This window comes from Dyadobacter bucti (assembly GCF_005869225.1).
GTDB classification, from domain to species: domain Bacteria; phylum Bacteroidota; class Bacteroidia; order Cytophagales; family Spirosomataceae; genus Dyadobacter; species Dyadobacter bucti.
Window position 1 is genome coordinate 81,559 of the sequence record NZ_SWFP01000005.1, and the last position, 23,338, is coordinate 104,896.

A 23,338-nucleotide genomic window follows, 5' to 3' on the forward strand; every position below is an offset into this window, starting at 1 on the left:
GCGTAAATCTTGATTTATTCGTAATTGGGAGAGGCCGAATTGACTATTACTGGTTCTTTATACTTAGCTTTGGGTAGATTTCAATGTTCAGGTATAAAAATTTACTTTTTACAATGCAGGATACATACATTATCATTATGGCTGGCGGAGTAGGTACTAGGTTCTGGCCTTTCAGCAGAACGGATTTCCCAAAGCAATTTCATGATGTGCTGGGCACCGGTAGGACCCTGTTGCAACAGACTGTAGACAGGTTTGAAGGTGTTTGTCCCATCGAAAACATATACATCGTTACGAGCCAGGAATACAAGGATCTTATCAAAGAGCAGATTCCTGAATTGACCGACGACCAGATTCTTCTGGAACCGAATCGTAGAAATACGGCCCCCTGCATTGCTTATGCGTGTTACAAGATTGCGTCACGAAATCCGGATGCCAATGTAGTAATAGCTCCTGCCGATCATATTATTTTGAAAGACGATGTTTTCCGGGATACGATCAAAGTAGCGCTAGGAGCTACCCGGAACGAAGATATTCTGGTGACTTTGGGTATCCAGCCTTCACGGCCTGATACAGGTTACGGATATATCCAGTACATCCCCGATAAGCTTACGGTAAAAAAGGTGAAATCATTCACCGAAAAACCGCACCTCGAACTCGCACTTCAGTTTCTGGATAGTGGTGATTTTGTCTGGAATGCGGGAATTTTTGTCTGGAATGTAAAGGCATTCAAAAAGGCCTTGAAAGATTTCCAACCGAATATTGCAGAGATTTTCGAAGGAGGAAATCCGCATTATTATCTGGAATCCGAAGACCCTTTTATACAAAAAGCTTATCAGCATTGCGGCAGCATTTCTATCGATAATGGTATTATGGAAAAGGCCGAAAACGTTCATGTCGTATTAAGTAATTTCGGCTGGTCAGATCTGGGAACCTGGAAATCGCTTTACGAGGTATCAGAAAAAGATGAAAATCAGAACGTTACGGACGGTAATCTGATCCTGCATAACACAACAAATTCAATCATTAAAACGCCAAGTGACAAGCTCGTCGTAATCAACGGCCTCGATGGCTTTATCGTTGCCGAATACGACGGTGTTTTGCTGATCTGCAAAAAAGAAGACGAACAGAAAGTAAAGGAATTTGTCGCCGAGGCAAAAGAGCTGAACGTGAAGTACGTTTAGTATAGGAAGGGTTTTCCATTAATATGATTTCAGATTGTCTGAATGGATTATTCTTTTGTTAAATTTGTTTGTAGAGATATTCAAAGTTTGCAAAAGAAAGAGCTGATTATGTCAACAATTGAGCTAAAATCAGAAGTAATCCGTCTGGTCAATGAAATGGATGAAGATTTAATGGAAGACCTTTTGTCCTTTCTTAAGACATTTATAGAACAGAATAGGCCGTCTACTTCATTAGAAAATACAGTAATTGACAATAATACCTTAAAGTAGAGTCAGCATTCTATTTTGAATCGGTGTCCCTGGATTTTTCAATTTCAATAAACCTGACATCAGCCTTCACATTTTCCAGGATTTTCTGCGAACGCTCCGGCCGCGCGTCGGTAATGAAAACCTGCCCAAGGAAACCTGTATCAACCAGTTCGATCAGCTTCTGGATCCTGCGATCGTCCAGTTTGTCGAAGATATCGTCGAGCAAAAGGATCGGGGTTTTCTCCTTTTCCTGTTTCAGTAACTCAAATTGTGCCAGTTTCAAGGCGATCAGGAAAGACTTTTGCTGCCCTTGTGACCCGAATTTTTTTAAAGTTACACCGTCAATTTCAAAAACATATTCATCCTTGTGTACACCCTTGCCGGTACGCTGCGCATGCAGATCGCGGCTGCGGTTTCGCCTGAACTCAGAAGGGAAATCGGGGCTGGCCACTTCACTTTCATAGATCACATCCACCTGCTCGTGGCCGCTGCTCAGAAAATCATAGTATTTGTTAAAAAGCGGGATAAACCGTTCCATAAAAGAACTCCTGTGTTCATATATTCTTTGGGAAAGAATAATCAGCGGTTCATTGTATGTCTCGAGGAGGTCTTCGTCCAGGTAATTCCTTTCGGCAAAAAGCTTGAGTAACCCGTTTCGCTGGGTAAGTATTTTGTTGTATTGTAAAAAATCATGAAGGTAATCCGGAGTAGCCTGCGCCAGTACTCCGTCGAAGAATCGTCGTCTTTCCTCACTTCCGTCCCGGATCAGGTCGGTATCATTGGGCGCAATCAGTACCAGCGGAAAAAGCCCGATGTGATCACTCAGGCGATCGTAATTTTTTTTATCGGACATGAAAACCTTCCTCTGGCCGCGCTGAAGGCTGCATGTAATCTGAATATTCCGGCCCGAATCCTTAAATATACCATCGAGCACAAAAAAATCATTAACGTGGCGGATCCCCAGGGCATCCTGGTTGTGAAAAGCGCTTTTGGTGAGAGTAAGGAAATAAATAGCGTCCAACAGGTTAGTTTTACCACTTCCGTTCTCCCCAACCAGACAATTTACATGTTCTCCAAAGGTGAAGGCTCTCTCTTCATAGCTTTTAAAGTATGTAACGTGGAGCTTTTCTAGCCACATGAACTTCTTTGTTATTTAGTTTATGCTTATTTTCGCAAATCAATTTGCGTGAGTACGGCAAAAAACAGACTCTGTTCAAACCACTAACTTTAAGACAAAGTTCTGTCTTTATAAACGAGAACCAAATACATGGCCACCGTTACTGAAAAAAAGAAAGCATCAGCCCCCAAAAAATTACAGCATCCGACAGACCGCTATATGTTCTGGTTCGAGAATATGCTTTTGCAACGACGTTTTGAAGAAAAGGCCGGCCAGCTCTATGGTCAGCAGAAAATCAGGGGTTTTTGCCACTTGTACATTGGCCAGGAAGCATGTTCGTCAGGAGCAGCTACTGCTTTGACGAAGGGGGACAAATACATTACCGCTTACCGTGACCATGGCATTCCATTGGCGCTTGGCACCAGTCCAAATGCGATTATGGCTGAGCTTTACGGCAAAAAAACGGGTACTACCAAGGGTAAAGGTGGTTCCATGCACATTTTCGATAAAGAGAATGGCTTTGTTGGAGGCCACGGTATCGTAGGTGCGCAAATCCCTCTTGGAGCAGGTATTGCCTTTGCCGAGAAATACAATAAAACAGGTAAAGTTTGTATCTGTTACTTCGGTGACGGCGCTATTCGTCAGGGAGCTTTTCATGAAGCCCTGAACATGGCTATGACCTGGAAGTTACCTGTGATTTTTGTTGTCGAAAATAACGGATATGCGATGGGAACGTCAGTAGCGCGCTCGTCCAACGTTACCGAGCTGTACACATTGGGTGAAGCCTATGATATTCCGTCCGAGCCTGTTGACGGAATGAGCGTGGAAGCGATTCATGAGTCGGTTTCCCGTGCAGCTGAGCGTGCCCGTAAAGGCGATGGTCCAACATTCCTGGAATTCCGGACTTACCGCTACCGTGGACACTCAATGTCCGATCCTCAGAAATACCGTTCGAAAGAAGAAGTTGAAGAGTACAAGCACAGAGATCCGATTGAGCAGATCCGTTCGGTGATCTTGTCACATAAGCTTGCAACCGAAGAACAACTGGAAGAGATTGATAAAAAAGTTAAAGAAATCGTAGCTGAATCAGTGCAGTTTGCCGAGGAATCGGAATTCCCTGATCCGAAAGAAGCATATACCGACGTGTATGTGGAAAACGATTATCCTTTTGTTATGGATTAATCTGATCAAAACCTTTTTAATGAAACCCGCCGGATTATTTCGACGGGTTTTTAAGTAAAATTCAGCTTTTCATTAATCAGTTTGATCCTGTTATTGATTTTTCACGTAGATAGAATTTTGTAATTTAATATTATGCCCTTAGACCAGGAATTTGAGAACGAAGAGGAAGAAGGAGAAGAAGGCAAAGAGATGTCGTTTATCGGGCATCTTGAAGAACTGAGATGGCACGTAATCCGTGCAGGAGGCTCTATTTTGGTATTTGCTATTCTTGCTTTTGTATATATCAAGGAGATTTATCAGTATGTCATTATTGCGCCCGCCAAGCCGACTTTCTGGACTTATAAAATGCTCTGTAAGCTGGCCGATGCAGTTGATTATGACGAATTGTGTATCAAAGCACTCAATTTCAAACTGCAGGCCATCGGAATGGGTGACCAGTTTACGATGAGCATGACGTCTTCGGTTATTGCCGGACTGGTTTTTGCTTTTCCTTACGCATTCTGGGAAATCTGGCGTTTCATCAGGCCCGGTTTAAAACCAGCTGAACGCAAGTCGGCAAGAGGAGCTGTTTTTTATGTGACGTTCCTGTTTTTCGCGGGTGTACTTTTTGGGTATTATGTTGTCACTCCCTTGGCTATCAACTTTTTAGCCAATTTTACGCTGGATCCTACAATCATCAATGAGTTTAGCATCGCTTCGTATATCTCGCTGGTGGCAACTCTTACGCTGGCCTGCGGAATTGCCTTTCAGCTTCCTATCGTCGTGTATGTACTTTCACGGGTAGGTGTCCTGACGCCGAGCTTTATGCGCGAGTACAGAAAGCATTCCATGATCGTGATTTTGATAGTCGCTGCCATTATCACACCGTCACCGGATATATACAGCCAGATTCTCGTTGCGATTCCGCTCTTCCTTCTTTTTGAGATCAGTATTCTGGTATCGGCAAAGGTTGAAAGAGAGAAATTGAGAGAAGAAGCAAGGCTTGCCAAAATGGGTGATACACCAGACTAATAAGAGTTTGGGTAAAAATCAGTTTTTAAAAAGCATCATGACCTCGGCCAACCGGTTGAGGTCATCTTTTTTATGTAAGCTACTGATCACCAAACGCGTTACCGGGGCATCGGTAGGTTTTGGATAGGAAAAGCAGGAGGCCATTATTCCGTTTTTCAGCAGGTGTTCAAACAATGCAGGCCCGGTATTGCAAAAAACTGGATAGTCAGGGAAGCTTATGAACAGATTGGCGCCTGTAATTTTCTCTGTAAAATGCCTGATGTTGTTTTGTAACGCCAGATGTGCTTTCGTGTAACGGTTGGTATCAAGGAGTTTTTTTAATGCATAAATATATGCTGGGGCCGGAGGGGATGCTCCCCCAAACCAGGGGGAGCTGCGCAAGGAGTCAATCCATTTAGCGTTCCCGTACACAGCACCCGCAGGGATTCCCAGGGCTTTGTTCAAGGACGAAACTACTATGATTTTTACCTGCAGAAGATCTTTCAGAGTTTCATGGATACCTTTCCCGCCTGGCCCTATGGCGCCCAGAGAATGAGATTCATCAATGACCAGATATACTTGTCCGGGATTATGGATTTCCTTCAACAATGAAAAATCAAACAGCTCAGGTACTGGCGAGCCGACAGCATCGGAGCAAATAATATGAGCGTTATTTTCGGGGCTCTGGTTAATTGCCCGGACAGTATCTGACGCCCAGTCTGCCCAACTTTTAGAGCTGGTTTTAAAATGATTTCCCCACAGCGCCGGGTGCACACGAGGGGCATAATGGTACTGGATAGGCGCATCACCGGCTGTGTTTAAAACCAGCTTCTCAATTTCTTTCATAACCAATTGGCCTGCCCACATGCCCGATGAAACAATCAAAGCGGATTCAGCACCTGTAAATTCCGAGAAACCGGCTTCTGTGTCTTCGTAAATGCTGAGACGCAGGCTGTTGTTTCTTGAACTTCCGAAGTGGGTTCCAAGCCGGTTCAAACCTTCATTGACATACGTGTGAAAATCCGGATCATGGCCCATTCCAAGGTAATCGGTACCGCTGAACCACAGATATTCTTTTCCATTCGTGGTCGCTACGTTTCTGCCCGGAAGACAGTGGGTATGAAATGTTTCCAATGATCTGGCTAGGAATGTAAAACGGCACCTGTTCCGTTTCTGTTAGCGTAAATAACTCCCCCGAAATCAAAAGTTACACCTGATGCCGGGTCATTGCTGATAAGCAGCGACCCGTCCATGTCAACATAGTCCAGCAACGGCAGAAGATGTGCGATAGCAGAGATACCCACGCTTGTTTCGGTCATGCAGCCAACCATCGTTTTCATACCCAGGTTTTTGGCCTCGGCGATCATTCTCTTCGCCGGAGTGAGACCGCCGCACTTTGTCAGTTTAATATTAACACCATGAAAAAGGCCGTGGCAATTTTTCACATCACTTTCTACGATACAACTTTCATCGGCGATCACAGGTAATTCGCTTTCAACAAATACTTTTTTCATGCCCTCGATATCGGAAGCCGCCAGCGGCTGTTCAATAAATTCAACACCTAGCTTTTTCAGTTCAGGGGCGAGTTGGATGGCTTGTTCGGCTGTCCAGGCGCAATTAGCATCCACACGGAATATGGCATCCGTTTCCTTGCGGAGCTCCTGCACGATCCTCAGATCTTTATTGGTGCCCAGTTTGATCTTGTAAATCGGCCAGGGTAGTTCTTTCATTTTGGATACCATTTTTTCAACAGTATCAATACCGATTGTGAAATTGGTCAGCGGATTGTTTTGAATTGACAATCCCCAGTTTTCATAAAGCCTTTCTCCTTTCTTCTTCGCGAAAAGATCGTGGGCTGCTTCATCCAATGCACATTGCGCAAATGAATTTGATGCCAGAAAAGGATGGGTTTTTTCCCATAAATCCTCGGCGGAGGTATAATTACCCTCTTCAACCAAAGTGCGGACGTTTTCCAGGGACACAATCATGTTTTCGATCGTGACGCCATAATAGGGATTGGAAGTAGCTTCGCCGAAGCCGCTGAATTCGTTGTCTTTTAATTCAACGATAAGCGTGGGCTGGATATCACGTGAATCGTGGGCAATGGTAAAAGTATGTCTGAGCTGAAGATCGAAAGTATGGAATATAAGTTGCATCACATGATTTTTAAATGAATCCAGGGAGCAGAGTTGTTAGTTTCTCATGTCAAGTCCCCAGGACAGTTTATTTCTAAGTGTATTTAAAAAACTGTCGTCAAGCATTTTAATGAGCCTTGCGGTGAAGTCTGCTTTTCGCACTGTCAATTGCGTATTTTCATCAACCACGCGTGAACGGGCGTCGAGCGAGATCAGGAAGTTGTTGCTCCTGCTTTTTACTTCGAGCTTAATGACCGCGGTATCCTCAACGACCAGAGGCCTTACATTGAGGTTATGCGGGCTGATGGGCGTGATGATAAAGTTCTGAGAGTGCGGCACCAGTACCGGCCCGCCACAGCTCAGAGAATAGCCTGTGGAACCCGTCGGAGTGGAGACGATCAGTCCGTCGGCCCAATAAGAGTTTAAAAACTCTTCGTTCAGATAGGTATGGACCGTGATCATCGAGGATGTATCGGTTTTGGTGATTGTGAAATCGTTCAAACCGAAGTTCAGCCCGTCGAACAGATCGATATTTGATTCAATTTCAACCAAAGTCCTTTCGTCGATCCGGAATTGATTGCTTTCCATGGCGCCAATCATATCGGAAATTCTCTCCGGCGGTACTGTGGCCAGGAAGCCAAGTCGCCCGACATTGATGCCGATGGCGGGTATCTGCCGCTTTCCTACATGTGAAATGGTTTCCAGCAATGTTCCGTCGCCACCCATGCTTACTATGAGGCGGGCATCAAAGAGTTCATCGGGTTTTTCGTAGGTCAGATAGGAGTGGTGTGTAATGCCATTTTGATCCAGAAAGGTCCGGAAAGGCTTCGAGAGCTGGATTTCAACTTTTCTGCGAAACAATTCATTGAACATGTTTTCAATAAATGGCCTGGCGGAGTCATTAAAGTTACGCCCGTGAATTGCTATTTTCATGGAAGAAAAAGTAAATCATCTTGTTTCTCCCGAAAGATACGCGACAAAAGCGCCGATTCAAAAGCCAATAGCGCTACTGAATAGAAGAAATCAGGTGGCCAGGTATCTCAAAAGCATGTCGAGCCGTTCCTGATCTACACTTTCGATCGGATCGTTGGCATGCGCCTCTATGATTTCATAACCAAAGCGTTCGAGGGTTGCAATAATGGGGGTGATATGTGTACGGTTCAGCTTTAATGTAAGCCGGGCTTCGTTGGTAGGATCGTAGGTTTCGCCAGATGAATAGTAGCTGCTCAGGATTTTTGTTCCGTTGGATTCGATCAACCGGCTGATTTCGGCAAGTGAATAGCTCCGTTCTGCAATTTTCAGAACAATCACAGCACCTTTTTCCTGCACGCCCAGTTCGTTTACAAAATTTTCAACAAGGTCGCTTACGAGAATACTTCCTGAGAAGCTTCCGTCGTCGCGCAGAACCGGGATGATTGTCAGACCAAATTGATTAACAAGCCGGAGCAACTCATAGGGATGCTGGTCTTCGGTTGCGAAGATGTCTTTATGCTGGATGATAATTTTGGCAATCGGATCAGAACTGTCCACGACATCATAGAGAATATCCTCCGAAACAATGCCCTGATACACGCCCGAATCTGCCACAACCAATTGCTTAGCCCCAAATTCATCCATCCAATCCAGTGCCGTACTTACCGAATCGGTAAGTTTAAGGACGGGGATCATCGGATTAATAAGGGTAGCGGCGAGCATAAATTAAACGTTGATTTTTTTCAATGTATAAAAAAACTGTATATCTGTCAACTTTTAAACCCTAAAGAAATTTTATCGTTCCACCGCGGATTAACTCCTGACGGTCGCCTCTGCCATCGGGACAGAACTGTATTTCTCTAAAAAGCTGTCCAGGATGGCATTGAATTCATCGGGACGTTCCATCATGGGTGCATGGCAGCATTTATCCACAAAATGTAATTCCGAGCCAGCGATCAGCCGGTTAAATTCGTAACCTACATGCGGAGGTGTAATCGTATCATTGAGCCCCCAAACCAGCAGTGTCGGAACGTTGATCTGGTGCAGGTCTTTGGCCAGGTTATGGCGCTGGGCCGATTTAGCAATACCTACGATGCTCATGCATTTCGGGATGCTCGACGTAGTTTCAAATACCTCATCGACCAGTTCTTTGGTTGCAACCGCGGGATCATAAAAAGTATAGGCAACACGCTCGCGGATATAATCATAACTTCCTCTTTTAGGGAAAGAACCGCCCATGGAATTTTCAAATAGTCCTGAACTACCCGTTAAAACGAGCCTGCAGACATTTTCCTGATTTTTCAATGTGTAAAGCAAACCAATGTGGCCGCCAAGGGAGTTACCTATAACGGTAACATTTGTAAGTTCTTTGAAGGCAACAAAGTCTTCCAGAAATGCAAGCAAAGCTTCAAGTCCGGCTTCGCGCGGAGGAAGTTCGTAGATAGGAAGCAGCGGAATGATTACCCGGTACCGATCGGAGAATTTATCGATAATGCCATCCCAGTTGCTTAACGCACCGAAAAGGCCATGCAAAAGCAGTAACGTTTCGCCTTTTCCTTCATCTATAAATTGAAACCGGCCTTCTGCATGTACTGGATATTTCATTCGGATTTTGTGGATTAGTATTGGTTATGAAGTTGAAAAACTGAAGAATAGTTTAAACAAATCATTTATGACATATTAGAGAAACTAGTGCATGATTTCTATACTCTACAAAACTAGTTATTTTTTTGATTGATTAAGGGGGTAAAATAACAAACTCAATTTTATTTTTCTTGATAATATTATATTATTATTATCAATATCACACTCATAACATAGAATCATGCAATTCGGTTTATTTATTGCCAATGAAGTGCATGTTGTATTGATCAAAATATCACTATAGAAACTTCAGGAGAATTACCTTCAAATTCATCATATGTTTCCGTTGCTGAAGAAATTCCCGAGCATGATAAATGTATCATAGCCCCCGATATAACTGTAATTTAACCAGAATTTGCGGTGAAACGGATTAGAAAAAAATTAAAAACAGCTATTGATACCGCTATTCCTTCAAGTGGTCGCTGTCCAGTTTAACAAACTGAGAGTTACGGCTAATGTATTCCGGGATTGCCAGTTTCAGAACCCCAACCATTTTCTCAGGCTCGCCCGACTCCATTGCTGCTGTTAATGATTTGATCATAAGCGGTATGTCCAATCCCGCAATAGGTCCCGGAGACATGCTGTGGATTTTGGGATGGCATCTAGTGACAGCATCCCGGCGTTCCGTAAACAATTCTTCGCAAATCTTTTCACCGGGGCGGAGACCAACGTATTCTATCATAACGTCCTTATACGGCCGGAGACCGGAAAGTATGATCATCTGTTTTGCGATATCCGCGATTCTGACAGGCTGGCCCATATCAAAAAAAAGTATTTCCATGTTTTTGCCCGTGGCACTTGCTTCGAGCACCAGCTGGCATGCCTCCCGGACGGTCATGATGTAACGTGTAACATTCGGGTGCGTAATCGTGATAGGCCCACCCTGACGGATCTGGTTTTCAAAAGTCCTGATGAACGAGCCATTGGAGCCCAGGACATTGCCAAATCGCGTAATGATAAACCGGGTTGATATTTGCTGATTTAGGTTTTGCAGATAAATCTCGGCCAGCCTTTTTGTAGCGCCCATTACACTGGAAGGGTTTACCGCTTTATCTGTGGAGATGAAAATAAATTTTTTTACATGAAAGGTTATGGCAAGATCTGCGAGTACCGTCGTTCCCAAAACGTTGGTTTTGATCGCTTCATAAGGATGTTTTTCCATGAAAGGCACATGCTTGTAGGCAGCGGCATGAAATAAGATCTGAACCTGGCTCCTGGAAAATATTTCGGTCATTCTCGAAATGTCATTGATACTGGCGACGTAGGAAAGGATTTCCAGCGTGTTGAATTTTCCGGTGAGTGTCAAATCCAGGTCGTTCAAAGCGGTTTCAGATTGATCGACGAGAATCAGCCTTTTGGGGGTGTATTCACAGATCTGTGTCGCGAGTTCGCTTCCGATGGAGCCTGCTGCTCCGGTGACGAGGACTATGCTATCCCGGATCTGACCGCTGATGTTGTGCTGATCAAGAACAATCGGTTCTCTTTCCAGTAATTCTTCAAGTTCGAAAGTCCTGATCGTCTTTTTGTGGAAGGGTTGTTTTCTTTTCGGCTCCATATTGAAAATGTAAACTCAGCAACGATGCTGTATTTACCTTATACGGAAACAGACATGAGAAGTCACAAAAAAAGAGCCGTAAATCGTACAGCTCTTTTTACAAATCAATACTAAACTCTTTTTATATCAACGCCTCAAAAATCCCAGGTGCCAGTCCAAAAAGGATGGTAAGAAAAGTCGCAAGCAATAATATGACCTGATAAAAAGGTGCTACGCGGATTTTGATCAGGTCTCCTTCTTTGAGATACGAGGAAATAATAACCCTGAAATAATAGTAAATGCCGACTGTTGACATCAAAACGGCTATCACGGTGAGCCAGATAATGCCTCTTTCCGCGGCGCTTGTAAAGACAAAAAACTTACCCCAGAAACCCGCTGTGAGCGGAATTCCCGCCAGAGATAACATAGATACTGTTAGAATGAAGGCCAGTAAAGGGTTGTTTTTTGCCAGACCGTTGAATGCTTCGTAGCGCTCGTTGGGCTGACCTTCCACGGTCTTTTCTTTTGAAACAAGCATCAACACACCGAACGCACAAATTGTGGACAGTGAGTAGGCAAGTGAATAAAATATAATAGCGTTGGCAGAAGGTTTCGAGAGCGAAGTAAGTGCGATGAGCAGATAACCGGCATGCGAGATCCCCGAATAAGCGAGCATCCTTTTGAAGCTGTTCTGGCTTGTGGCACCTATGTTTCCGACCAGCAGGGTTAGTACTGCAATGACAGCGATGACCAACCACCAGAAACTGTAAATTCCGGTAAATGAATGGCTCAACAAACGGAATAAAGCTGCGAAACCCGCGGTCTTTACAATTGTTGACATGAAGGTTGTAAATATGGTAGGTGCTCCTTCGTAGACATCCGGTGTCCAGAAATGGAAAGGCGCTGCGGACACTTTGAACAGCATACCTATCAGCAAAAGCAACAAACCTGCATAGAGCAGATAAGGCTGCGTACCGGCAGGAATATTTGATGCGTAGCCTTGAATCTGCGCCAGACCGAAAGATCCTGTTGCACCATAAAGCAAGGTAATTCCAAAGAGCATAAAACCGGTGGCAAATGCACCCATCAGAAAGTATTTTAATGCCGCCTCATTGGAACGGAGATTACGTTTGTTACTTCCGGTCAGGACGTACATGGCAACAGACAGGATTTCGACCCCGATGAAAAGCATAATAAGATGCTCAAACCCGATCATCATAATGGCACCTACCAGCGAAAACAACATTAATCCGTAATATTCGGCAGGCTCTGAGTCGGCGTTATCCTGAAAACCACCAGAAATAGCCACGATCATAAATGCAGACAAAAGCACGATCGCATTGAAAGACAATGTAAGGTTGTCAACCCTCAGCATATCATAAAAATACAGCAGCGGGCCCTGGTTCCAGTCAAGAAAGTTGCTGGCTAATGCAACGATCAGAAACAGCAGGGTAGAGGGTAAAAGGATATTCTTAGATTTTGAGAAACCCAGAAACAGGGTCACAACGCCAAGAACTGACAACAATATAATGGGATACATATTTATTGAGTATTATTTATCATTAAATATCCAGTGGCTTTTTATGGGCCAAAGTCATTTACTTAATTAGTTACCAGTTGCAAAAGTTGGTTAACGGCTGGTTCTGTTAACTTTAAAAAAGTATTCGGATAAATTCCTATCCAGAAAACCATGATCACCAGCGGCAGCAGTACAGCTCTTTCACTCGCTGTCAGATCCTGAAAACCTTCAACCCATTTGGACCTCGGCCCGAACATAGATTTTTGAAACAACCGGAGCATGTAAACAGAACCGAGAATGATGGTCAAACCGGCTATTGCACCAAGCCAGCCATCATATTGGAATACACTCGACAGCAACAAAAACTCCCCGACAAAACCATTGGTTAAGGGTAGTGCTACGCTTCCAAGCAGCAAAATCATGAAATATACGCTCAAATGCGGAGTAGTTTGTGTAATCCCGCCAAGCTGATCAAGGTACCTGGTCTTTGTTCTTGAGTAAATAATATCGACAATGAAAAACAAGCCAATCACATTAATTCCGTGGGCCAGCATCTGGATCAAAGCGCCCTGTAAGCCGTTTACCGACGTTGAGAAAACACCGGCGGCCATCAAACCTACGTGTGCAAAAGAAGAATACGCGATCAGGCGTTTCATATCACTTTGCTGGATCGCAATGATAGAACCGTAGATGATTCCGATCACCGAAAGGATCATAGCCATTAAACCCCAGGTTTCCATGCCCTGCGGAACTACCGGAAGTAAAAAGCGGATCAGACCGTATACCCCCATTTTCAACATAATACCGGACAATAACATCGTTGCCGGTGTCGGAGATTCGGTGTAGGTATCGGGTTGCCAGGTATGGAAAGGGAAAAGCGGCATTTTGATAGCAAAAGCAATAAAAAATGCCCAGAAAATAAATCCCTGCGCCTGCGCGCTCAGCTGTAAGTTGTATAACGCGGTGATTTCTGAAGTGTGCGTGCCGGGTGTCTGATAATAGAGATACACCAGTGCAACCATCATGAACAAGCTACCAAATATCGTGTAGATAAAGAATTTAAAGGTTACTTTCAAACGGTTTTCACCTCCCCAAACTGCTGCCAGGAAGTAAACCGGGATCAGGGCAGCTTCGAAGAAAAGGTAAAAAAGGAATGCGTCGGTTGCTGTAAAAACCCCGATCAGCGCCGCTTCCATAAAAAGGATAAGGGAATAGAAAGTCGGGCTGTTGTTGTAATCGTGCTTGAAAGCGGAAAGAATAATAAGCGGTGTCAGAAATGTCGTCAGTAAAACCAGTACCAGGCTAATGCCGTCAATGCCCCCAGCAAATGAAATCCCTCCGGACGCAAGCCAGGCGTATTTGAAGCCAAACTGGGTTCCGGCAGCGGGATCAAACTGAAGCCAGACTGTGACAGCCAAGCCGAGAGCGGCCAAACCGCCAATGAGAGCGACTTGTTTTGCGATGCCCGAACCCGATAGAAGGGTGATCACACCGGCAGCAATTGGTAATAGTATTAAAAGAAGAGTAAGCATATTTTCAAGTCAACGGTCAGCAATGAATGATGAACGGATTTATTGATAATGATCAAAGTAAAAGCTTCCAGAACAATATGACCACAATCCCCAGGACCATAGCGAAAACGTAGTCTCCTGTTGAGCCGGTTTGTGTTTTCCTGAGCAGCCCGGCCAGGAATGATATCACCCTGACAGTCGCATTCACAATCAGGTCAATGAAAAACTCTCCGAAGCTGTAAAGGATATTCGAAAGTGTCTTGATGGATTTTACAAAAACAGAATCATAGATTTCGTCTACAAAATATTTGTTGTAAACCAGTTTCTGCAATCCTGATTTTTCCTGAGAATCCGGAGCCGGAACCGCTGCTTTTTGCACATACATTACATAGGCAACAATCGCTGAAACCAGCGCAACAGCCACAGAAACACCCATTAAAAGATACTCTTCAGAATGCGAAAGCGCAGTTGGTTCAAATGCGGTAGGATTTACCTGACGAGCCGCATCATACAATGGGCTCATAAATTCGGCCAGATGGTGTGTACCATGCAATGCTTCGGGAACACCGATAAACCCGCCGAGCGCGGACAATACCGCAAGAATTATCAACGGAACCGTCATCGATGCAGGAGATTCATGCAAGTGATGCTCCTGCTCATGTGTGCCACGGAATGTTCCGAAGAAAGTAAGGAAGAGCAGCCGGAACATATAGAAAGAAGTCATCAACGAACCCAGCACACCAATTACCCAAAGCAGTTTATTACGCTCGAAAACATGCGCGAGGATTTCATCTTTTGAGAAAAATCCTGCGAAAGGAGGAATACCTGAGATCGCAATGGTAGCAATGAGGAATGTCAGGAAAGTGACCGGCAGTTTTTTCCTTAATCCACCCATCGAACGGATATCCTGCTCGTCGGACATGGCGTGGATAACGCTACCGGCGCCAAGGAATAATAACGCTTTAAAAAATGCGTGCGTGATTACGTGGAACATGGAAGCTGAGTAAGCCATCGCTCCAAGGCCCATAAACATATAACCCAGCTGGCTCACTGTGGAATAGGCGAGAACTTTTTTGATATCGTTTTGTAAAAGGCCGATAGACGCTGCAAAAAGAGCAGTAGCGGCTCCGATCACGCCGACAATCTCCAATGTAGAAGGTGCAAGTGAGTACAAGACATTGGATCTGATCACCATGTAAATGCCCGCAGTAACCATGGTGGCCGCGTGAATCAATGCCGAAACAGGGGTAGGGCCCGCCATCGCATCCGGTAGCCAGGTATACAATGGAATTTGTGCCGATTTTCCCATCGCTCCGATAAAAAGGAACAAAGTAATGGTTATTATGACAGGATCGCCTGTCTGAAAGCTGGTAGCCTGACTAAAAACTTCCGAATATTCAACAGAACCAAACGTGGCGATGATTGTAAAGATCCCTAATAAAAAGCCCAGGTCACCGACGCGGTTCATGATAAATGCTTTCCGGGCTGCATTGTTATAGTTAGTGTTTTTATTCCAGAAACCGATCAGCAGATATGAGCATAGTCCCACGCCTTCCCAGCCTATAAACATGATCACATAATTGGAACCTAGCACCAGGAGCAGCATGAAAAATAAAAACAGGTTCAGATAAGCAAAGAACTTTCCGAAACCTGAGTCATGGTGCATGTAGCCGATGGAATAAATGTGGATCAGCGAACCCACACCGGTAATGATCATCAGCATTAATAACGAAAGCTGGTCAACCTGGAAAGAAAAAGGAATATTCAGGTCACCGACGCTGATCCAGTCGAAAAGCGGGACGATAAATGGTTCGCTTCCGGAAGCCAGAAAAGCATTGAAAGTCATGACGGACAAGACGAAACTGGCTACAACAGCAAGTGTTCCGATAATGCCGACGGCTCCTTTGGGTATATTGGGAAATCCGATTCCGTTGATCAGAAAACCGAGCAGCGGTAAAAGAGGAATCAGGATGATTAATGATGCAGACATATTTAATATTTATTCTTAATCTCTAGTATACCTTCGATTGCAGGACTGGTTACGGGGTTACCATTTCAGTTTATTGAGGAAACCAACGTCCGTATTTCTTGTATTGCGATAAATCATAACGATAATAGCCAGTCCAACAGCTACTTCCGCAGCGGCCACAGCCATAATAAAAAATACAAAAACCTGCCCTGACGGATCTGACCTGTATGATGAAAATGCGATCAGCAGCAAGTTGGCAGCATTCAGCATCAATTCGACGGACATGAAAATGATGATCGCGTTGCGGCGGGTAAGTACGCCTATGATACCGATCACAAAAAGCAGAGTAGCAAGGATTAGATAACTTTGAAGGGGAATGTTCTGAATAACCGCTGGTATATTAACCTCTGGAACATTAGGGTTTGGAATCATAGCAGGTTTACCTTAATGGGATATTCTGTTAAACTAGTCAAAAATAGATTTCTGGCAAAAATAGACATTATTACTACTTACTCAAACCTGTTGAGAAGGATTATGTCAGCGTTGGGTCAAACCCCTTAATTTAATTTCCGTAAGCTTTCGTTTGGTATCCAACGGAAATTCTCCTTTCATCATCCAGTCAAAGAATGAAGGTTCATTTTTAAGAATGTCGGCGACCCTTTTGCCATTATGCTTGCCAAAGTTGAAAACCTCTTCTCCTTTGTCATTATATGCCATTCTGCCTGCAAAATCAATGATTTTCGAGGCCGTCAGTTCATGTAATGCCGCTACGTCGTTTTTAATAGGCTCTGTTTCGATTCCATGCGCATCCACTACCTTCATGCCCTCGTAACGGGCAATCTGACCCTGAAGAACTTCAAAAGTTGCAATGGTATCCGCTTCCGCACTATGGGCATTGGTAAGAGTTTTTCCACAATAGAACTTGTAGGCAGCAGAGAGGTTACGCGGTTCCATCATATGGTAAATGCGTTGCGTATCAACCATCCTGCGGTTCTTGATATCAAACTCTACACCAACACGAAGAAACTCTTCAACGAGCATGGGAATGTCAAAACGGTTGCTGTTAAAGCCGGCCAGGTCACAGCCTTCCAGAAAAGTAGCGAGGTTTCTTGCGATGCTTTTAAACGTAGGCGAGTCCTTCACATCGTCATCATAAATGCCATGTATCAGGCTGCTTTCCAGCGGAATAGGCATTTCCGGATTAATCCTTCGGGTACGTATTTCGGTCTCCCCATTAGGTAAAGCCTTTACGACAGAAATCTCAACAATACGGTCACGTACAATATTGACTCCGGTGGTTTCAAGATCAAAAAAAGCAAGAGGCTTTTTCAGACGGAGGGTATGCATAAGGCTACTCTAATTTGTTTTGCGCGCCGCGAAGTTAAGGCTAAACACATGATAGCGCAAGAATACGGGTAGTTTATACAGATTATAAAAAAGTTAAAATGGGTGAGGTGTGGTTGTGTGTTGTCAGGTTTATTGTCATGAGGTCAGGTGTTGTCAAGTATTGTTTGAATGGCTGATCATTTCTATCAATGACAACCTCATCACAATACCTGACTACTTCATGACCATATTACTCCTCCCCAAGCCACCCGTAAGACTTCGTAACCGCCTTTTGCCAGCCTTTGTACAGTTCGTTTCGTCTGCTTTCATCCATATCCGGATTCCAGGTATGGGCGATTGCCCAGTTTTTGCCGAGCTCTTCGGTATTTTGCCAATAGCCGACCGCAAGGCCCGCGGCGTAGGCTGCACCCAATGCGGTGGTTTCGGCTACTGCCGGCGATACCACCTGCGTATTCAGTATGTCTGACTGGAATTGCATCAGCAACTGATTGGAAACCATTCCTCCATCAACCCGGAGTGACGCGAGCTCAATGCCTGAGTCTTGCTCCATGGCGCGCACTACATCCAGGGTTTGGTAGGCAGTGGCTTCGAGTACAGCACGGGCAATATGACCTTTGTTCACATAACGGGTAAGTCCTGCGATGATACCCCTGGCATCGTTACGCCAGTAGGGGGCATATAACCCTGAAAACGCGGGTACAAAATAGGCTCCACCATTATCCTCCACCGTTTTGGCGAGTTCTTCAATATCACTGCTTTTCTGGATCAGGCCCAGGTTATCACGGACCCATTGCACCAGCGCACCGGTTACAGCGACGCTGCCTTCAAGCGCATATTGAACCGGCTGATTTCCAAATTGATATGCGATCGTTGTCAATAATCCGTTTTCCGAAGTTTTCAGTTCTGTCCCGGTATTCATGACTAAAAAGCAGCCGGTACCGTAGGTGTTTTTGGCCATTCCAGGTTCGAAGCAAGTCTGACCTACCAGGGCTGCATGCTGATCGCCAAGATCCCCCGCCACCGGAACACCCGGCAGAATTTCATTGGTCACACTTCCATACACCTCGCTGCTGCTTTTGATGGCGGGCAGCATATTTGCCGGAATATTATAAGCGGCGAGCATGTCATGATCCCACTGTAATGTATGCAGGTTCATAAGCTGCGTCCGGCTTGCATTGGTTACGTCCGTGACATGGATACCGCCGTGCACACCGCCGGTGAGATGCCAGATAAGGAACGTATCAATGTTGCCGAATATCGCTTCTCCCTTTTCAGCATCTTCGCGTATGCCGTCTACGTTATCCAGCAGCCATTTTAATTTTAGCCCGCTGAAATACGTTGAAACCGGCAAACCGGTTTTGTCCCTGAATTGATTAAGCCCACCTTCTTTTTCATATTTTGCTACCAGTTCCGTAGTTCTTGTGTCCTGCCAAACCAGCGCGTTATAGTAAGGTTTGCCGGTTCTTTTGTTCCAGACGACGGTAGTTTCCCGCTGATTTGTGATACCGATTGCAGCGATATCTGCCGCCGTAGCCGATACATTGATCCTGGCAATGGCGATCACTTCCAGTGTATTTTTCCATATCTCAACCGGATTATGCTCCACCCACCCAGGATGCGGATAAATCTGTTCATGCTCCTTTTGTCCTACCGAAACAATGTTTCCCTGATGATTGAAAAGTATACAACGGGTACTGGTTGTCCCCTGGTCAATGGCTGCGACGTATTTAGACATAATGGTATTTTGATTGGCTTTACTTGCAATAAAGTCAGTAATTAGGGAAAATTAACTGACCAGCACAAATGGGAAAGGAATTTTATTCTCCCGGGATTTAAGATTGGCAAATCTGCTTTCAATATATTTACGTTAGCTATATCAAGCCAGACACACAACCGGAAAATGAAGAAGGTTAAGATCAAAAGGACTATACTTTTTATTATATCGGCAATTCTGCTTTTCCTGATTTCTGACTTTATTTTTCCTTTTCAGCCGAATATCCGTTACGCTACGCAAATCACCGATTCCAAAGGGAATGTGATTCATGCATTTCTAAGCAGAGATGATAAATGGCGGCTCTATTCAGAAGTGTCCGAAATTACACCCTTACTTCGTAAAACGCTGATCTACAAAGAGGATCAGTATTTTTATTATCATCCCGGGGTGAACCCTCTTGCAATTATCCGCGCGGCGGGGTGGAACATATTTACAGGCAGAAGAACTTCCGGCGCTTCCACAATTACCATGCAGGTAGTCCGGCTGCTGGAACCCAGGCCAAGAACATATTTTAATAAATTGCTGGAAATGTACCGGGCATTGCAGCTGGAATTACATTATTCCAAAGGCGAAATACTGCAGATGTATCTTAACCTTGTTCCTTATGGGGGTAATATAGAAGGTATCAAGGCCGCATCGATTTTGTATTTTAATAAGCCTCCGCAGCTCCTTAGTCTTGCGGAGATCACTGCTTTGACTATCGTTCCCAATCGCCCGTCCAGCCTCCGGCCGGGGACAAGAAACGAAGCATTGATTACGGCCAGAAATGAGTGGTTGAAAAGATTTGAGGCTGAAAAATTGTTTTCAGCGAGTACGATCCGTGATGCTCTGGATGAACCGCTGCAAGTGAACAGACTGCAGGTTCCCAGGCAGGCGCCGCATCTGGCTTTGAGATTGAGCCAGGAGTTCAAAGATCAGCCCGTGATCCATACTTCATTGAAGATCCAGACTCAGATTCAGATCGAGGAGCAGGTCAAAAATTATGTGAACAGGCTGAAAAGTATGGACATTCACAATGCCGCGGTGCTGGTTGTGGACAATGAAACCATGCAAGTGGAAGCCTACATCGGATCGGCGGACTTTAATAATCCTTTCGACGGAGGACAAGTGGATGGTATCCGTGCAGTGCGCTCGCCGGGAAGCACATTGAAGCCGCTTTTATATGCCGCAGCATTTGATAAGGGTATCATTACGCCCAGGACGATTTTGAACGATGTCCCCTTTAATTTCGCAGGATACGAACCTGAGAATTTTGACCGGCATTTCAACGGGCCTGTCACTACCGAATTTGCGCTCGCCAACTCACTTAACATCCCGGCAGTAAAAATTCTGAAAGAAGTAGGTACATCAGCCCTCGTTGAAAAATTAAGAAAAGCGGGTTTCAAAACAATTGATAAACAGGCCAAAGATCTTGGTCTATCCATGATTCTCGGGGGTTGTGGGGTAACCCTCGAAGAAATGACCCGGTTGTTTGCCGCTTTTTCCGGTGAGGGAAAATTCAGGAATCTTCAGTTTTTGTCCGGAAATTCTGAAAGTGCAAAAGGAGAAGCAATTGTTTCGGGGGAATCCACATTTCTTGTAACCAATATTCTGACGCAGATCACGCGCCCGGACCTTCCCACGAATTTTGACAACACCTATCATTTACCCAAAATTGCCTGGAAAACGGGTACCTCCTATGGGAAACGCGACGCGTGGAGCATTGGGTATAACAGGAGATATACCATTGGTGTTTGGGTCGGGAATTTTTCCGGGACAGGTGTACCGGGCCTGAGTGGCGCAAATACTGCCACGCCCTTATTGTTTTCGATTTTCAATGCACTGGATTATAATTCTCCCAAAGGCTGGTTTAAAACGCCTGCAAATGTTTCTTTGAGAAAAGTCTGCGCTGCCAGCGGCGATATTCCTTCCGAATTCTGCGAACACCAGATTCTCGATCATTATATTGTCGGAGTATCCGCTTATAAAAAATGCCAGCATTTGCGTTGGGTTTTTACCGATCCTGCTGGCAAAATCTCCTATTGTACCTATTGTATACCCGAAAATGGTTTTGAGAAAAGAACGTACCCCAATATTGCTCCCGAACTGATTGCCTACAATGAGATCCAGAAGATCCCGTACCGAAAGATCCCGCCGCACAACCCGGCTTGCGAAAGGGTATTTCATGAAGGCGCGCCGTTGATTGTCAGCCCAAACGACGGAAGTGAATATTATATCCGCAAAGAAGAACCTCAGCAAATTCAGCTCGCCTGTCAGGCAGCCAATGACGTACAGGAAGTTTTTTGGTATGTCAATGATAAGCTGAGCAAAAGGTCAGCCCCTCATGAGGCAGTATTTGTAAGTCCCCCGCTGGGAAGAGTAAAAATTTCCTGCAGCGACGACAAAGGACGGAATTCCGATATCTGGATTACGGTCAAGAGGATGTAGGCCGTGTGGGCTGTAACTTTTAGATCAGAAGGGTCAGGTATTGTCATGGATGGTCAATTTTTAGTCATGTGCTGGTCAGGTGTTGTCATGAAGGTTATTTTTAGTCATGTGTGGTCATCTATTGTCACTTATTGTTTTTCAATTTCATGACTAAAATGACAAATCATACCACTCAACTACCTAATGACTATAAATGACCACAAATGACAACTTATGACTAACAACGTCATTATCAGCCCCTTGATGCTTCTGACTCCTTTCAAATCGCCTCCCCTTCCGCTTCCTGATAAAGCACCTGTATCAAAGTTTGACCGACTGCTTTCAGCGTTTTTGGATCAATGTTTTCTATGGTATCGTGGGTAGTATGCCACTGATCGAAGAATGTATGGGCAAGATTGTTCTGCTGGGTATGAATGATATCGATCATCGGAATGTGCGCCACTTTATTCACCGGAAGGTGATCATCCGTAATGGCCGAGCCTCTCTGATCGATAAAATAATTGCTGTAACCAAGCTGGCTTGCCGTGTTCCAAACCTGCCTCACCACTCCGTCAGCCAGCTGGACAGAATAACCTTCTTTCAGAAAAGTAGCGCCTTTGGCACCGACCATATCAAGTAAAACCCCGAAGTAAGCAGTATAGTCGGGAATGTGTTTGTTTTGGGCCCAATGCTGGGAGCCGAGGCAAAAACCGCTGTATTCGTCAGTAGCCTCTTCTGAATTGCCCCAGTCTTCGGCATCAAAAAAGATCACATCCACACCGATATCGGGCTTTGCAGACTGAAGTGAAAGCACACGCGCAATTTCCAGAATTACGCCTACGCCGCTCGCCCCGTCATTGGCGGCAGGAACCGGCTTTGTTTTTACGACTGAATCCGCATCTGAAACCGGGCGCGAATCCCAATGTGAAGTGAGAAGAATTCTTTTTGCCGCTTTCGGATTAAAACTGCCGATGATATTCCGGGCATTCAGTTTTTTTCCGTCATATGTAGTAGCAATAAATGATTGCTCTGTTACCTGCAAGCCGTATTTCTTCAATGTTGAAACAAGATAATCCCCACATATTTTATGGGGTACGGTATTAGGAACGCGAGGTCCGAAATCAACCTGTTTTTTGACAAAAAGATAAGCAGAATCAGCATTGAAATCCGGGCTTTTTACAAGCTTGGGCGCCTGCTCCGAAGATTGTTCCGAACTGTCATTGGTATTACATGCGCAGATTGAAAATATTATAAAAAGTATAATCGGTAATCTTCTCAAAAAAAGCTTTTTAGAAAGAAATAGCATCTCCAGTAATTATATTGTTGCGTTCACTAAACCCGGCATTCACCTCTACTACATACTGCGCATTTCCGAGCGAAGGAATACTTTCTTCGGAATAGGGCTTTGTATTTTTCGCGATGGAAACGATTTTTTTATTTTCATCCACGTAAATAATATCCAGCGGGATACTTGTGTTTTTCATCCAAAATCCTTGCGGGGCCGATTGTTCAAAGATAAAAAGCATGCCCACAGAGTCTGGGATATATGGCCGGTACATTAATCCCTTGCTTCTCTCAGCCTGGTTTTCGGCAATTTCGACGTCTATTTTCCGGAGTTTTTTCCCGTCCCGCCAAAAAGTCACCTCGCCTTCTTTTGTAAAATTAACCGATGCCGGAGCAGAATTGGAGGATTTGCTTTCAGATTTATTTCTCGTAGTCAGAAAGGGTACCAAAAAATAGGACAGACCGCCCAGCAGAAAAACGCCCAATAAAATATACGCCAGTACCGACTGCCTTTTTCTCATAAA

General features: G+C 44.7%; 20 protein-coding genes. 5 read left to right on the forward strand and 15 right to left on the reverse strand.

Annotated elements, in window-relative coordinates:
- Positions 1-113 precede the first annotated feature (113 nt).
- Positions 114-1,181 carry a mannose-1-phosphate guanylyltransferase gene (locus FBF61_RS17030; RefSeq protein ID WP_138479414.1) on the forward strand — a complete coding sequence of 356 codons (1,068 nt, stop codon included), beginning with the start codon at positions 114-116 and terminating at the stop codon, positions 1,179-1,181.
- Between the two features lie 42 nt (positions 1,182-1,223).
- Positions 1,224-1,451 (forward strand): hypothetical protein, encoded by a 228-nt coding sequence (locus FBF61_RS17035; protein ID WP_138479416.1) that lies wholly within the window; start codon positions 1,224-1,226, stop codon positions 1,449-1,451.
- A 10-nt stretch (positions 1,452-1,461) separates the two neighbouring features.
- Here FBF61_RS17035 and recF read toward each other — a convergent pair whose 3' ends face one another.
- Positions 1,462-2,568: a DNA replication/repair protein RecF gene (gene recF, locus FBF61_RS17040; protein WP_138479418.1), complete on the reverse strand. Its 1,107-nt coding sequence runs from the start codon at positions 2,566-2,568 to the stop codon at positions 1,462-1,464.
- Between the two features lie 129 nt (positions 2,569-2,697).
- Between recF and pdhA the strand changes: the two genes are divergently transcribed.
- Together pdhA and tatC are read left to right on the forward strand one after the other, a co-directional pair.
- Positions 2,698-3,729: a pyruvate dehydrogenase (acetyl-transferring) E1 component subunit alpha gene (gene pdhA / locus FBF61_RS17045; RefSeq protein ID WP_138479420.1), complete on the forward strand. Its 1,032-nt coding sequence runs from the start codon at positions 2,698-2,700 to the stop codon at positions 3,727-3,729.
- A 132-nt stretch (positions 3,730-3,861) separates the two neighbouring features.
- Positions 3,862-4,740: a twin-arginine translocase subunit TatC gene (tatC, locus tag FBF61_RS17050; protein WP_138479422.1), complete on the forward strand. Its 879-nt coding sequence runs from the start codon at positions 3,862-3,864 to the stop codon at positions 4,738-4,740.
- Between the two features lie 18 nt (positions 4,741-4,758).
- Here the strand turns inward: tatC and FBF61_RS17055 are convergent, their stop codons facing one another.
- The 12 genes from FBF61_RS17055 to glpK form a co-directional block, all read right to left on the reverse strand.
- Complete coding sequence (locus tag FBF61_RS17055; RefSeq protein WP_138479424.1) at positions 4,759-5,853, reverse strand: PLP-dependent aminotransferase family protein; 1,095 nt, start codon at positions 5,851-5,853, stop codon at positions 4,759-4,761.
- Between the two features lie 8 nt (positions 5,854-5,861).
- Entirely contained in the window at positions 5,862-6,875 is a 1,014-nt protein-coding gene (locus tag FBF61_RS17060; RefSeq protein ID WP_138479426.1) for a dipeptide epimerase, read from the reverse strand.
- A 36-nt stretch (positions 6,876-6,911) separates the two neighbouring features.
- Complete coding sequence (locus FBF61_RS17065) at positions 6,912-7,787, reverse strand: NAD kinase (protein ID WP_138479428.1); 876 nt, start codon at positions 7,785-7,787, stop codon at positions 6,912-6,914.
- A gap of 90 nt (positions 7,788-7,877) precedes the next feature.
- A complete protein-coding gene (locus tag FBF61_RS17070) occupies positions 7,878-8,549 on the reverse strand; it encodes a CBS domain-containing protein (protein WP_138479430.1) in 672 nt (223 codons plus the stop codon).
- A 90-nt stretch (positions 8,550-8,639) separates the two neighbouring features.
- On the reverse strand, positions 8,640-9,431 hold the full coding sequence (locus tag FBF61_RS17075; RefSeq protein WP_138479432.1) for an alpha/beta fold hydrolase: 792 nt from the start codon (positions 9,429-9,431) through the stop codon (positions 8,640-8,642).
- 442 nt (positions 9,432-9,873) lie between these two features.
- Entirely contained in the window at positions 9,874-11,025 is a 1,152-nt protein-coding gene (locus FBF61_RS17080) for a polysaccharide biosynthesis protein (RefSeq protein ID WP_138479434.1), read from the reverse strand.
- Between the two features lie 121 nt (positions 11,026-11,146).
- Positions 11,147-12,544 carry an NADH-quinone oxidoreductase subunit N gene (locus FBF61_RS17085; protein WP_138479436.1) on the reverse strand — a complete coding sequence of 466 codons (1,398 nt, stop codon included), beginning with the start codon at positions 12,542-12,544 and terminating at the stop codon, positions 11,147-11,149.
- Positions 12,545-12,606: 62 nt separating this feature from the next.
- Positions 12,607-14,055, reverse strand: coding sequence for a complex I subunit 4 family protein (locus FBF61_RS17090; RefSeq protein ID WP_138479438.1), 1,449 nt, complete (start codon positions 14,053-14,055; stop codon positions 12,607-12,609).
- 52 nt (positions 14,056-14,107) lie between these two features.
- On the reverse strand, positions 14,108-16,024 hold the full coding sequence (nuoL, locus tag FBF61_RS17095) for an NADH-quinone oxidoreductase subunit L (RefSeq protein WP_138479440.1): 1,917 nt from the start codon (positions 16,022-16,024) through the stop codon (positions 14,108-14,110).
- A 57-nt stretch (positions 16,025-16,081) separates the two neighbouring features.
- Positions 16,082-16,435: an NADH-quinone oxidoreductase subunit NuoK gene (gene nuoK / locus FBF61_RS17100; RefSeq protein WP_138479442.1), complete on the reverse strand. Its 354-nt coding sequence runs from the start codon at positions 16,433-16,435 to the stop codon at positions 16,082-16,084.
- A 105-nt stretch (positions 16,436-16,540) separates the two neighbouring features.
- Positions 16,541-17,350: a 3'-5' exonuclease gene (locus FBF61_RS17105; protein WP_138479444.1), complete on the reverse strand. Its 810-nt coding sequence runs from the start codon at positions 17,348-17,350 to the stop codon at positions 16,541-16,543.
- Between the two features lie 229 nt (positions 17,351-17,579).
- Positions 17,580-19,085 (reverse strand): glycerol kinase GlpK, encoded by a 1,506-nt coding sequence (glpK, locus tag FBF61_RS17110; RefSeq protein ID WP_138479446.1) that lies wholly within the window; start codon positions 19,083-19,085, stop codon positions 17,580-17,582.
- A 165-nt stretch (positions 19,086-19,250) separates the two neighbouring features.
- Here glpK and pbpC point away from each other — a divergent pair, with 165 nt between their 5' ends.
- A complete protein-coding gene (pbpC, locus tag FBF61_RS17115) occupies positions 19,251-21,551 on the forward strand; it encodes a penicillin-binding protein 1C (RefSeq protein ID WP_138479448.1) in 2,301 nt (766 codons plus the stop codon).
- A 259-nt stretch (positions 21,552-21,810) separates the two neighbouring features.
- On the opposite strand, the gene FBF61_RS17120 is transcribed toward pbpC, so the two are convergent.
- Positions 21,811-22,836 (reverse strand): M28 family peptidase, encoded by a 1,026-nt coding sequence (locus FBF61_RS17120; protein WP_138479450.1) that lies wholly within the window; start codon positions 22,834-22,836, stop codon positions 21,811-21,813.
- Positions 22,820-23,335 carry a DUF192 domain-containing protein gene (locus FBF61_RS17125; RefSeq protein ID WP_138479452.1) on the reverse strand — a complete coding sequence of 172 codons (516 nt, stop codon included), beginning with the start codon at positions 23,333-23,335 and terminating at the stop codon, positions 22,820-22,822. The genes FBF61_RS17120 and FBF61_RS17125 overlap by 17 nt, the downstream gene beginning before the upstream one ends.
- Between the last annotated feature and the right edge of the window lie 3 nt (positions 23,336-23,338).

Coding starts and splice junctions, on each gene's coding strand:
- nuoK (WP_138479442.1), bottom strand. CDS start 16,435: ATGATTCCAAACCCTAATGTTCCAGAGGTTAATATACCAGCGGTTATT.
- recF (WP_138479418.1), bottom strand. CDS start 2,568: ATGTGGCTAGAAAAGCTCCACGTTACATACTTTAAAAGCTATGAAGAG.
- FBF61_RS17120 (WP_138479450.1), bottom strand. CDS start 22,836: ATGCTATTTCTTTCTAAAAAGCTTTTTTTGAGAAGATTACCGATTATA.
- FBF61_RS17035 (WP_138479416.1), top strand. CDS start 1,224: ATGGATTATTCTTTTGTTAAATTTGTTTGTAGAGATATTCAAAGTTTG.
- tatC (WP_138479422.1), top strand. CDS start 3,862: ATGCCCTTAGACCAGGAATTTGAGAACGAAGAGGAAGAAGGAGAAGAA.
- FBF61_RS17080 (WP_138479434.1), bottom strand. CDS start 11,025: ATGGAGCCGAAAAGAAAACAACCCTTCCACAAAAAGACGATCAGGACT.
- nuoL (WP_138479440.1), bottom strand. CDS start 16,024: ATGTCTGCATCATTAATCATCCTGATTCCTCTTTTACCGCTGCTCGGT.
- pdhA (WP_138479420.1), top strand. CDS start 2,698: ATGGCCACCGTTACTGAAAAAAAGAAAGCATCAGCCCCCAAAAAATTA.
- glpK (WP_138479446.1), bottom strand. CDS start 19,085: ATGTCTAAATACGTCGCAGCCATTGACCAGGGGACAACCAGTACCCGT.
- pbpC (WP_138479448.1), top strand. CDS start 19,251: ATGAAGAAGGTTAAGATCAAAAGGACTATACTTTTTATTATATCGGCA.
- FBF61_RS17065 (WP_138479428.1), bottom strand. CDS start 7,787: ATGAAAATAGCAATTCACGGGCGTAACTTTAATGACTCCGCCAGGCCA.
- FBF61_RS17125 (WP_138479452.1), bottom strand. CDS start 23,335: ATGAGAAAAAGGCAGTCGGTACTGGCGTATATTTTATTGGGCGTTTTT.
- FBF61_RS17090 (WP_138479438.1), bottom strand. CDS start 14,055: ATGCTTACTCTTCTTTTAATACTATTACCAATTGCTGCCGGTGTGATC.
- FBF61_RS17085 (WP_138479436.1), bottom strand. CDS start 12,544: ATGTATCCCATTATATTGTTGTCAGTTCTTGGCGTTGTGACCCTGTTT.
- FBF61_RS17075 (WP_138479432.1), bottom strand. CDS start 9,431: ATGAAATATCCAGTACATGCAGAAGGCCGGTTTCAATTTATAGATGAA.
- FBF61_RS17070 (WP_138479430.1), bottom strand. CDS start 8,549: ATGCTCGCCGCTACCCTTATTAATCCGATGATCCCCGTCCTTAAACTT.
- FBF61_RS17030 (WP_138479414.1), top strand. CDS start 114: ATGCAGGATACATACATTATCATTATGGCTGGCGGAGTAGGTACTAGG.
- FBF61_RS17105 (WP_138479444.1), bottom strand. CDS start 17,350: ATGCATACCCTCCGTCTGAAAAAGCCTCTTGCTTTTTTTGATCTTGAA.
- FBF61_RS17060 (WP_138479426.1), bottom strand. CDS start 6,875: ATGCAACTTATATTCCATACTTTCGATCTTCAGCTCAGACATACTTTT.